Below are 11,392 nucleotides of genomic sequence, written 5' to 3'. Positions count from 1 at the left end.
CCTTCTCCTCCACCTCGGTCTCCCTGACCCGAACCTCTTCCACCACCGGTTTCATCGTCCCTGCCTGGGTCGCCCTGCACACTAAACTGCCGGGTACGGACTGGCTCACTCACGTTGGCAGAGAGGGTGAAGCTGGCTGATGGCAAGAGGCTCAAGGAGGGACTTGGCCCGGGCGGAGAGCAGGGGCTCACAAGAGCCTTCATAGGCAGGGAAGGGTTCCTTCGGGAGCACTCCTGTGCGGATGCGTAGCTTGATGGGTTCTGTCACGAAGACAGGGCGCTGTTGCCAGGGGACTCCAACAAGCTGCTTCTGGGGTGGCGGTCCTTCGCGCTGCATCCATTGGTTGAGCGAATCGCCCATGAGAATGAAGTAGTCGTTCTGCATATTGGCATGTGGCTCGTGTGGCTCGTCGAATCCATCGAGCTTGTGGCCGAGGCTGGTGTCAAGCAATTCCGAGGTGTTGAGCCTGACGTGATGGTCTAGTTGACTAGACCTATTGGGTTGTGTTTGTCGGTGCAGGCGGGAGATTTCCCCTGAAGGAACTTGCCGCCTTGGGGCGGGCGTAGCTGTGCTGCGGCCCTCGATGTCCGACTTCCGCGAGGCCCTTGAATCGATTTCGGAAGCCCAGTGCTCGGAGCACCCAGGTTTCTCCGCTGCCGGTGCTTGTACTCGTTGCGGCACCTTCGTCTGTGCCTTCTGTGCCTTGTCCTGGGCGGGCCGGTGCTTCAAGTGCCTTCATGCTGCCCCTGAGCTGGCGACGCGCAGGGCCCGGCTCGCGGCAAGCCTTGTTGATGGTGCCGCGCTCCTGCTCCCGTGCCTACTCCTGGGCGTCCTTCGGTGTCTGGCCATTCCGGACCAGGCGGCGATGAATGCCCCAGTAGTCTACGCACCGGCACTCCTCGTGCTGTTCGTGCAGGCGAGCCTGATTCGGGGCACGGGGGCGAGCTTCGGCAAGAGGCTCCTGGGGATCCGCGTCGTCCGAAGAGATGGCCGTCCGGCGGAGGTGTGGCGGATCGCCCTGCTGAGGAACGTGCTCCCGATGGCGCTTTGCGGCTACTTCGGCTGGCTCGGCCTCGTGGACGCGCTCTTCATCGTTGGGGAGGAGCGGCGATGCCTTCACGACTGGGTGGCCGGCACCCGCGTCGTGAAGGCTCCTCGAGCGCAGCACTCCTTCGCTGCGTGGTTCGTGACTGGCTGAAGCGTTGGGTTCGGAGTCCCTTCACAGCGAAGGGAGAATGAGAGGCGATGACATGGAGGGAGAGGTGAAGTCCGGGCGTCCCCGCTGGCTGGCTGGGCTCGTGTGCGTGGTGGTGGCGCTGTCCATGGGGTGTTCCCGGCCGTGGAAGCGGGAAGACATCAGGACATGGGAGGGCTGCTGCGAGGGGGCTGACTCGTGCCTTGCGCTGCTGCAGGAACTCCACGGCCCCGACACGGGGGAGAAGTGGCTGCCGCCGGAGCAGGCGTGTGCGGCCTGGAAACTGGGGCGCGAGGGGGAGGACGTCGTCCCCCGGCTGGTTCCACTTCTCCACCATGCGGACCGCCGCGTCCGCAGCGGTGCGGCACGGGCGCTGGCGGCGATGGAAGAGAAGGCCAGGCGGGCAGTACCTGCGCTCCTCGCTGCGTATGAACGGGAGCCCGATGGGATGGCCTTGCACGCGCTCTCCTCGCTCGACGAGGCGCGAGCAGCGCCAGCCATTGTGCGAAACCTCCTGAAGTCGCCCACGTCGACGTTGGAGCACCTCGGGCCGACCTTGGCTCCGGTGCTGATGGAGGTGCTGGAGAATCCAGAGTCGAGCCGGGAGGAACTGGTGCGGGTGCGCTACGTGCTCGCCCGGCGCGCCGTCACGCACACGGAGACTTTCGTTCCTCGCCTGCGGGCGCTCCTCGCGCGGGAGCTGGCGGAGCCCACGCTCCGGCGCCCACCAGGGACATCCTGTCCGGCAGCTCCAGCGCCAGGCTGTGAGGCCCTCTTCGACGGGTGCAGCCCGCGAGCGGCCTACGTGTCGTCGGTGTTGGCGGCCTACGGACGCCAGGGGGTGGAGGCGGCCCCCGAGGTGCTCCAGGCACTACAGCGGGCAGACGTGCGCCTCACGCCGGTGGCGCTGCAGGCGCTGGTGGCCTTCGACAACCCCGCTGCGGTGCCCGAGGTCCTCCGGCAGCTCGCCGCGCCTGAGTGCCGTGCGCGAGCCCTCACGAGCCTCTCGTCCCTGGGGCCGGTGGCCCGTCCAGCCGCGACGGAGCCGCTGCTGCGCGTGCTGGCCACGGGGACAGAGGGGTGGGAGCGCGCGCGGGCGGCGGAGGCCCTTGGACGGCTGGGCGACCCAGTTGCCCTCAAGGCACTGCGCCATGCGGTGTCCGAGCCACACAGCGAAGTCCAGGCTGCGGCGGTCCGGGCGTTGGGCAGCTACGTCTTCAGGGCCCATGCGGAAGAGCTGGAGCCGCTGTTCCAACAGGTGCTGACGACGCATGCTTCCCCCGTGGCGCGGAGCCACGCGAGGTGGGCCCTGCAGGCTCTCTCTGGGGAGGAGGTGCGGCCTGCGTCGCGTTCCGAGCCCGCCAGTGTCCTTCCGGGGCGCGGCCCGGATTGGGGAATGTGCCAGGGCCCCACGTCCAGCCACTTGCACTGGGACAAACCGAAGGCGCCCTCGCGAGAGGGGCCCTGCGCGGCTGTACCTGGAGCGGGCTCAGCGTCCGTCCTCGAAGCCATGGGAGAGGCGTGCCTCGTCGGACGGGACGACGGGGAGTTTGGCGGCACGTTGGAAGTGCATGAGGCCGGTCGGGTGACGGTGCTGGAGGAGCCACACGCCAACCCCCTGCAGGCCGTGTGGATGCACGGCACCCTCGTGGTGGTGGAGGGCCTCTCACACCTCTTTGGCGGAGACGGGCGTCTGGTGCGTGTCGAAGCGTCCGAGGGGCGTTGGCGCGCCACGCCGTGGGTGGAACTCCCAGGCGCGCCGCTGGCACACGGGCTGGATGAAGCGGGGAACCTCGTCGTGGGGACGACGGAGCAGCGACTCGATGAAATCTTCTGTGGCCGGGCGGGTGCGTCCACGCCAGTCCATGTGCTGCGCGTCACGGGGGACGGGCGCCTAATTGCGATGAGCCGGGTGGCCCGACCCTGAGCGCGCTTGACACTCTGAAGATCAGCTTGAGCGGAGTAGGCCCCTCGGTGGTCAGTCAACTCGGTTCAACTGTGCGGATTGGCTAGGCGACGTGCCGGTTGTTGATGGCAATTCGCATAGGCGGGAGTCGAAGGAAATCTCGCCTGAAGCGTCCGTTGCTGCGACGCTAATACGGTTCTCTGTGAGAAATGCGACGAGCTCGCCGTTCTTGTGGTTTATGCACTGGCTGAAGCGAGAGTATTGGGACCAGACGATAAGTGGTTTCAGTAGAGGCTTTCGCCACGTGCCACCAGCAAAAATGCCTAGCCAGAGAACCGTCATCCCCAAGAAAGCCAGACCAAAGCCCCTGGCGCCTACCGTCGAAGAGGACGGTGCGGTCCATTTGCTTCTCGAACGAGCGAACAGAATACGGAAGGCGGTGCTGTTGCGAATCAAAAGAGCTGTAGTGAGAAGCCCAGAGCGCTCTAGTATGAGCAGCCAGATGGCCAATGCAATGGAAAGAATTCCTCCGAGGCCGAGGGTGGTGCCAACGAGAGTGAGCCAGATGCTTGGTAGCAGCGTCCCGGCTAATGCGCTTACGGCGTATGGAAGTGCCGATGGGTCGGTTCTGACAAGCTCGTTCACTTCGCTGCGGGCGAAGATGGTGGCGATTGCTCCTACGGCAAGTACCCCGATGCTCACTAGTGTTGGGCTGATAGACTTTGCAAGATTGCTTTTTAGGAGTGCGACTGTTTCCAGCAGTGCTGCGACTGCAAATAGGCAAGCTGAGAGATAGAGAGTGCCCATGGCGTAGGTGGGAGCATTGCCTCCGCGCCAGGATGCAATCCATTGAATGGGGAAGTACGCGAAGAGGAGTGCGATTGCGGGATTTCGCCAGTTGCTGGCTGTGAGTGGATCCGGCTTTCGTCCACCAAGGAGCTTGAGGAACCTTTTGCGCCAAGGAAGCAGCTTGCGTACAGCCAGGGTGTTGATTTGGCGCTGCGTCATCCTGATTGCCTCCAAGGCATGAACCCCGTTCGTTCAAAGTACTAGGTGAGCATCGTCAGGAAGGAAAGCACATCCCGGAAAATGGTGCGGTCGACGCTCTCGATGTGTCTCGCTGGCGTGGCGCCGGGGACGCGAAAGTAGAACAGGCGCAGGCGTGCGTGGTTGCGGAGACGTACTCCGGATTGCACTGGCGCGACCTTGCCGGCGGACAGGGAAGGATGGGCAGATAGGTGATCATTGAGGTCCCAGGACGTTGGCGCTTCAATCTTGCCGTCTCCGCACGCGGATCTCGCTGGCCCATCACTGGGCGGTGGCTGTGGCGCGCTCGTGGTCCGAAGAAGGGCCGCTCATCTTCGTGCGCCAGGAGGTGGAACCCTCGGAGGGCTCGAGGCTCGTCGCCCCCCTCATTGACTGCGAGGCTGAGAGACTGGTGCCCCGTCCATCTCGGGTGGACGCGTGACCTTCCGTGCCACCGGTTCGCATCGCGTGAGGATGCGCTTCCACCCATTCCGCGCCGCCGCGGCTTCACGGACGAGCTCCACCATCTCGCTGACCGAGACACGCTCATCGGATGGCGCCGCGCAGGCCGCGTACTCCTCGGCGAGCGCTATGCGCGCCTGGCGGTTGCCGCCGGCATCGAGGACGCGGCTATATGCCTCGCAGGCGTATGCGAACGTCTCACGCTTCCGGAAGTCGATGTCGAGGAGCCACTCGCGTCGGCGCGTCTCGGGCAGGCCCACCGTGCGGCGCTTGCAGTTGTGGAAGACGTGGGCCGCCTCGTGCACGAGGTAGTCGGCGAAGGGGGGCGCCTCGTCGAAATAGGCGAGGGAGACGTAGCACGTGGTGTGTTCGCTGAGGCCCAGGAGTTGGGGCGCCTGTGGCCCCAGCAACTCGGCGCCGACGCTGAGGAGGTAGAGGTTGGCCAAGTCCCACGCCGTGCTCAGCCAGGAGGACTCCCGCAGGACTTGGGCAATGTTGGCCGGCGTGAGGAAGACGACGGACTTCTCCAGGAGGGAGAGGACCGCGCCCTGTTCCGAGACGGGGAAGAGGCCGCGCACCATGGGCTCCACCTTCCGCCGGGTGAGGGCGACGACGTCGAGGCCTTGGAGCTTCTCCGGAACGCCGATGCCCGCGGTTCGCCGCTGCACCTCCATGGCGAGGGCCTCACGGAACTCGTCATGCGCCCGCCTCTCTCTTTCGAGGACATCGCCCGGCAATGCCCTGCCGTGGGCGTCGTAGTCGCCGGTGCGAAGGAAGCGCTCAATCTCGCTGCGGGTGTCCATGGATGGGCCTACTCAACCCTGTCACGACGAGTGCAGCAAGAGACTGTGTGGCTGATGTAGGAGCGCGAGGATGCCACCGAGGGATGGCACGTCTTCTGGTCCGCGCTGCCCTCGTGTAGGAGAAGTGTCTTGCTGCCTCATGGGGATGCACGAGGCACAGGGCAAGCGGGCCATACCAGCCGGCCTCCCCTTCGTCGTCAGGCTCGTGCGCAGCATTTCCTCCACCAGCGACGCGGCGTTACGGAGGTCTTGCACGCCATGAGAATGGTGGCCTCGTCAACCACCGCTCAACTCCTTCTCATGGTCGCTGATGACTTCCTCCAGAATCCTCTGCTGTGCCTTGTCACGCGCGCGCAACTCAACGCTCGTACTTGGGATAAGTGTCGAAGGCGCACTGATAAGGGCGACTGCGCCGCGCTCTGGGTGTTCTAGGGGAACTATCGCCGAGGATGCCCCGAGCTCCGTAAGCGAGAATCCTAGTTGTGTGAGGAACGCGTAGGCCTTGGCCGACGCCTCGGGATTTGAGCCAAGGTCGTAGGATGTCGTTCTCTTTCGCGGGTCGGCTTCCAGGCAGACTCTGGATACGATTACCGCTCTGAGAAGGTCTGAGAAGGTCGGGAAGGGCTGCTCTGCCTCCGCTTTGCCACTTATCAAGTGCCGCTTGTCGATGCGGATAATCGCCGCGTCGCGTCCGTCAGATGTTCGGCGGGATAGGTCGAAGAAGTCATCGGGGTGGCGGCCATTGTAGTCATCCTCGCCGATGGCGAACTTGAGGTAGCGGCGCGAATCGGGCCGTTCTTGCTGATGCTCCTTGCGCTCCTCGAGCAACTCCGAAATCGAAGTCGTGCCCCACATCAACCGCAAGCCGCCGGTCGATGCGCCCATCGTCGCAAGAAACTCTCGGTAGACTGGGGGCAGCGTGTCGAGCCCTCCATGCGGCTGGGCCAGTGCCACAATCTGGTCGCCCGTTGCTGGTTCGAAGCCGTGCGTGCTCTCTGGCTTCCATCGCTCCATAAACGTGAGCATGCCCGCCACCGAGAGGGGGGGCGGGGCCTTGAGGAGTTCCGACCAGGTCATCCGCATGTCTGCACCTCGATATCGCACCGGGCCATGTAAAGCGTGTCCTGACACGAGCGACATGAAGGCACGGTGGTCTCCTTCTTGCGTTTCATGTCACGACGCTCCTCAATGTTCGTGCCGCCCTCGCCACTTAAGAGAGAAGCTACGCTGGGAGGAGTCCAAGTTCCCTCGGATGGAGCGAACTTGTTGGGGCCGCGATAAAGCACATTGAAGGTCAGCGCCCGCCTTCCACCTGTGAACGAGAAGTAGAGCTCCGTCATCGAGTGCGCGACGTGGCCGCTCTTGCCGATGAGTTTGGCGCCTGCGCAAGTTCCTGGGCGGTTGGAGTAGCCAGTCTCTCCTCTGGCGACCATCCTCGTCGTGTCGTTCCACTGCTTGGTCATTTTCTGGGTGGCCGCGGTGTCTCCGGCGGCACATCGTGGATTCATGGCCTTGAAGCTCTCCAGCGTGGCCGAATCCCTGATGACCGTGCAACCGTAACTCGCGGCGATGGTCTCGAACGCGGGAGGCACCTCATTCCCCGATACCGCGGCGAACTTCTTGCCGGTGAGGCACACCATGACTCCAAACATGTACCCGGTGGAGTCTTCTCGACGATGGCTCTCAAGTTCATCGCGCGTCCGCTCCAGTGACTGGATGGTCGCCCGTCGTTCCTCCAGCGTCGCCTGTTTTGGGGGGACAGGTTGGCGCCCAAGCCGCTCGAATTCAGCCACCTTCATGGCGATTTCCTGGTTGACCCTGACCCATGCGTCCTCGCGTGCCTTGAGGTCCTTGAGAATCTTGTTAGCGACGTCCAGGCTGCCTTCGAGAAGCTCGGGCACCGCGTGGCTCTCCGCATCCTTTTGGCAGATGATGCACACCCCTTCGAAGTCGTCCCCGTAAGCGAAGCCAGTTCCTGCCCGGCCATTCGACATGAACGTGGTGTTGAAGGAGTTGCCGTTGTGGAGGGTGACGTCGAGGAAGCGCACGACGCCCTTGCCCTCAACCTTCACGTCCACGCTACCGCTGCCCCAAGCCATCTTCCCCTTGAACTTCGAGGAGATGAGGCCGCCTGCCGTCCCGGGCTCGTCGCCGGAGCTGACGCTCAGCTCGGAGTCCGTCAGCGCCACCGGCTGGCCGTTGATGGTGACGCTCTTGCTGCCCTTGGTGAGCATGGCGTCCTGGGCGGAGTTGACGAAGGGCGTGGGCACCGGCCCGCCTGGCGTCGGCACCTTGCAGACGTCGGGCGCGGCAGAGGTGTGCGTGTTCCCGCTCCCCTTGTGCAGGATGGAGCGGCCGTTGGCGAAAACCTTGCTCATGCTTCCTCCTTGGCGTTTCGAATCATCTCCACGATGCAGGCGCCAATGCGTCCGCCGTCGGCACTGCCATAGACGAGTGTCGTGCGTGCGGTGGGCTGGCGCCAGCGTGCTCGGTGCAGGGCTACGCCCAGCATGATGGGGCCCGCGCCGGCCCCCGCGTCTCCCAGTCCTTCGCCCGCGACGAGGACGCGCAAGGGCTCGGGCGTGAGTGCGGCGTTGCGCAGGTACGCGCGGGAGAATTCAGTTGCCCAGAAGCCGTCTCCGGGCTGGCAGGCCAGGACTGCGTCCACGCGTCGCCCGCCCATTGCCACGCTTTGCCGCAGGGCATGGAGAGCTTCCGTCAGCCCCTCGGCCAGGCTGGGGCGGCTCTGCGTGAAGGGCCTCGGCTCCACGGCGAGCGACGTGCTCAGCAGGGCGCCCGAGGACTCCAGCTTCAGGGACTTGGGCGCTCCGGGGCGCGCCAGGGCAACGAAGCCCGCCCCCTCACCTGGAATCCGGCCATCCGGATTCCGGCGCCCCAGGTGCAGCCGCGCGCCCACGTGCGCCTCCAAGGAAGCGCTGTCGGCCAGCGAGTCCACCGCGCCCACCAGGGCCAGCGCTCCCGCGCGGCCGGAGTGCAAGTCCTTCTGGGCGGAGGCCAGGGCCTCGAAGAAGGCAGCTCGCCCGGACTCGTGCGCCTTCACCACTTCCAGCCGTCCCGCTGTCTCGTCTCGCAGCGCCGCCACCAGCGCCTCCTGCTCCACCCGGGCGCCCAGTCCTGCCTCGGGCAGTCCGAGGTACAGCGGCACCCGCCCGGGAGGGAGTGCGTCCAGGAGCGGCCGTACTCCGACGAGGGCCTGCCGAGCCAGCGCCACCATGCGCTGAGTACGGGAGAGGGAGACGTCGAGGAGACTGAGCCGCGAGGCCCGCACGGGCTCGCCCACGTCGTCCAGCACCTCCGTCTCCGAGAAGCGCACGAGGCCCGCGCGCAGCGAGGCCAACGTCATGTGCGCCGAGGTGCCCACCGGCGTGCACAGGCCCAGGCCCACTACCTGCGCAGCACTCATGGCGTGTCCTCCCCGGGCAAGAGCAGCCGCACGGTGCTCACCTCATGCAGGGCCAACTGCCGGTGCGCAGGAAACGTCGCTCGCCAGGTGAGGACGAGGCGGCCCTCGTCCGGCTCCAGCAGCACCGTGTCCAACACCATGCGCCGCTTCTCCCGCCGCCCGGCGAAGGTGCAGCGGGCCAGGAGTCGGTACGTGGGGAGGTGGAAGGCCAGTGGGCCGTCGGGCGAGACGCCCTCCAGCACCACTGGCTCTCCGCCCTGGAGGTGAGTCGAAGCTCGCAGGCCGTCAGGGGCGGCATGGAAGAAGCGCTCGTCGAAGTCCCGGGGCCAGAGGGGAGCGCGCTTCTCCACCCAGGCCGCGTCGTATGTCCCAGCCCAGCCCAGGCGCGGTTGCCAGTGCCGCGCCACCGGGCCGAAGCCGCGGGGTGGGGGCCTGTCCGCCCAGCCGCGCACGAGGGCCTCGGGCGCCTCAATGGAGGGAAGGGGCTTTTCCAGCGCCTCCTTCGCGCTGGTGTAGAAGCCCCGGCCTACGGGGTTGCGCGCCTCATGGCCCGAGTCCGCGGTGCCGCCGAAGGCGTACTCGTAGCGCAGCGGCACCGACTCGAAGGGCAGGGCGTCCGAGGCACTCAGCCCCATGAGGCCGCGGTACCACACGCGAGTGCCGAAGACGGTGGCCCGTTTCTCCAGCGTGCCCACCCGCACCGCCACCTGCGTCCGCGTCACCTTGCGGCCTTGGGGCGCCCAGGCCTGGCCGTGCAGCAGCACGTCTGTTCCCGGCCGCGTGTAGGCCGACTGCGACTCGTGGCGCAGGCTCGACTTCTCCGGCTCGCCCCAATACGTGTCCGTGGTGGCGGGCTGCGGTTGCTCCTCGCATACCGCCAGCGGTGCGTCCGTGGCGCGCCCGGCCGGAGGCAGGACGAAGCTGCCGGCGACGACGAGGACGAGGCACTCTTCGCCCTGCTTCGTCAGCGAGAGGAAGTCGGTGGCCGCGAAGGGCGTGAAATTCTCCAGGGCGGGCATGGGGCGTCAGCGCAAGGTGGAAGCCAGGGGCGCGGCGCGCAGGTGGGTGGCCTGGGCCCTGGCGAGGGCTTCGCGTTGGCGGTGGGTGAAGGAGCGGGTGGGAATGCGGTGCTGCCCTCGGGTGCGAATGGTCAACTCTCGCGCCAGGACGTGGCGGCGACGCATGGGGCTGGACTCCAGCGCCTCTACCAGCACCGGGCCACTGAAGGGCTGGCCCTGCAGGTAGCGCGTGCCCTTCACGAAGCGTGCATGGTTTTGCGCCCACCAGTCCTTCACGGCGGCCACGTCCGGCCAGGGCAAGTCGTCCTCTGGACGGGGTGTCAAGTCGGCGTCGAGGCTCTCCTGTTCTGCCGGCGGTACCGGAGCGCCTTCGGGCGTCTCTCCCGGAGGCAGGGCGAAGGCGCCCTCCAGGCGCAGGCCCGTCATGGCCGAGAGGGCCTCCCCCGCCAGGCGTGCCACCTCGGGCACGGCGAGGTGCTTCACGCAGGACTCCATGGCCGCCACCCGTCCGCTGAAGCCCAGGGCCCAGAGGGCGTGGGCACGCAACTCGGCGGACTCCAGCAAGTCCACGAGGAGGGAGGTTTCCGCCTCGTCACCGCCCAGCGCCAGCAACACCATGGCTTCCCGGGCATGAGCGCCGGGCGCCGCCCGCACTTCCTTGCGGCATGCTTCCCAGGCCATGCGCACTCCCGAGGTGAGGCCCGCCTCTATGGCAGCCGCACGAATGCCGGGGTGGGCTGAGTCGAGCAGCGCGGGCAAGTGCCTGCGCACCGTCTCCTCCAGCAGCGAAGGCGCCCCGCGCAGGGCGGCGACTCGAGCCCGCGCCTCGTCATGGGTGAAGAAGCGCGCCAGCACCTCGGCGGGCGCTTCTTGGCGGAAGGCCAGTGCCTCCAGCACCCCGGCCAGCAGGGCCGTGTCCTCCAGCTTCAGCAACTCCAGGAGGCGCGCGCCCAGTCCTGGGGCCTCACTCACCTCCAACGCCCGGAGAATGGCGGCACGGGCCGGCGCTTCTGCCCCTCTCAGCAGCACCAGCACCTCGTCCACCTCGCCCAGCCCCAGCAGCGCATGGGCCGCGGCCGAAATGCGTGGCGCGTCCTCCGAGTCGAAGGCTGGGCGCACCACCGTGTCCAGGGCGTCCGTGTCCTCCAGCCCTTCCAGGTACGCCAGCAGCCGCTCCTCGCGCTCCGCCGTCTCCACCAGCGTGAAGTCGGGTGCCTCCAGGGCCCTCTCCCACTGCAGCCACCGAAATTCGGCCTCGTCCAGGTACTCCTCCAGCACGTCTACCAAAAGCATGTTTCCTGCTTCCCCCTCTATTCCAGGAAATGTAGCCGCAAGGGCTGACATGGAGGGAATTCCTTCCTGTCCCACATGGCGCTGGTGCGTGAGAGTCATTGCTTCAAATGCGGTGGCAATGGCGAGCACTGAGGACGAGTCCGCGGCCGGGGCAACGAGTGCGAACCCCCGTACGGCAAGTCACCGTCATCCTTTGGACAGAGCTCGACGGTTATCTGTCTTGATTGGAACCACGCCTTTCAAGGGGCCTCGTCCTTCGGGGCA

General features: G+C 66.3%; 9 protein-coding genes. 2 read left to right on the top strand and 7 right to left on the bottom strand.

Annotated elements, in window-relative coordinates; genetic code table 11:
* Window positions 1–583: 583 nt before the first annotated feature.
* Both HUA78_RS32555 and HUA78_RS32550 read left to right on the top strand, forming a co-directional pair.
* Window positions 584–1,198, top strand: a complete 615-nt coding sequence (locus HUA78_RS32555; protein WP_217442666.1) for an RDD family protein — start codon at window positions 584–586, stop codon at window positions 1,196–1,198.
* 124 nt (window positions 1,199–1,322) lie between these two features.
* Window positions 1,323–3,122, top strand: coding sequence for a HEAT repeat domain-containing protein (locus HUA78_RS32550; protein ID WP_254624015.1), 1,800 nt, complete (start codon window positions 1,323–1,325; stop codon window positions 3,120–3,122).
* A 51-nt stretch (window positions 3,123–3,173) separates the two neighbouring features.
* Here HUA78_RS32550 and HUA78_RS32545 read toward each other — a convergent pair whose 3' ends face one another.
* The 7 genes from HUA78_RS32545 to HUA78_RS32515 all read right to left on the bottom strand — a co-directional run bounded on the left by HUA78_RS32545 (window position 3,174) and on the right by HUA78_RS32515 (window position 11,128).
* Window positions 3,174–4,109, bottom strand: a complete 936-nt coding sequence (locus tag HUA78_RS32545) for a hypothetical protein (RefSeq protein ID WP_174477901.1) — start codon at window positions 4,107–4,109, stop codon at window positions 3,174–3,176.
* Between the two features lie 404 nt (window positions 4,110–4,513).
* Complete coding sequence (locus tag HUA78_RS32540) at window positions 4,514–5,392, bottom strand: hypothetical protein (protein ID WP_174477900.1); 879 nt, start codon at window positions 5,390–5,392, stop codon at window positions 4,514–4,516.
* 276 nt (window positions 5,393–5,668) lie between these two features.
* The gene (locus tag HUA78_RS32535) at window positions 5,669–6,475 is read right to left on the bottom strand and encodes an SMI1/KNR4 family protein (protein WP_174477899.1); all 807 of its coding nucleotides are present in this window, start codon (window positions 6,473–6,475) and stop codon (window positions 5,669–5,671) included.
* Window positions 6,466–7,770, bottom strand: coding sequence for a DUF4150 domain-containing protein (locus tag HUA78_RS32530; protein ID WP_174477898.1), 1,305 nt, complete (start codon window positions 7,768–7,770; stop codon window positions 6,466–6,468). Before HUA78_RS32530 ends, HUA78_RS32535 begins: the two co-directional genes overlap by 10 nt.
* The gene (locus HUA78_RS32525) at window positions 7,767–8,816 is read right to left on the bottom strand and encodes a 3-oxoacyl-ACP synthase (protein WP_174477897.1); all 1,050 of its coding nucleotides are present in this window, start codon (window positions 8,814–8,816) and stop codon (window positions 7,767–7,769) included. The genes HUA78_RS32530 and HUA78_RS32525 overlap by 4 nt, the downstream gene beginning before the upstream one ends.
* Window positions 8,813–9,835, bottom strand: a complete 1,023-nt coding sequence (locus HUA78_RS32520) for a DUF2169 domain-containing protein (protein WP_120564990.1) — start codon at window positions 9,833–9,835, stop codon at window positions 8,813–8,815. Before HUA78_RS32520 ends, HUA78_RS32525 begins: the two co-directional genes overlap by 4 nt.
* Before the next feature lie 6 nt (window positions 9,836–9,841).
* Window positions 9,842–11,128, bottom strand: coding sequence for a TIGR02270 family protein (locus tag HUA78_RS32515; protein ID WP_174477896.1), 1,287 nt, complete (start codon window positions 11,126–11,128; stop codon window positions 9,842–9,844).
* Between the last annotated feature and the right edge of the window lie 264 nt (window positions 11,129–11,392).

Source organism: Myxococcus sp. CA033, from assembly GCF_013336625.1.
Lineage (GTDB): Bacteria > Myxococcota > Myxococcia > Myxococcales > Myxococcaceae > Myxococcus > Myxococcus llanfairpwllgwyngyllgogerychwyrndrobwllllantysiliogogogochensis.
This window is presented reverse-complemented; position numbering and strand designations above follow the sequence as displayed.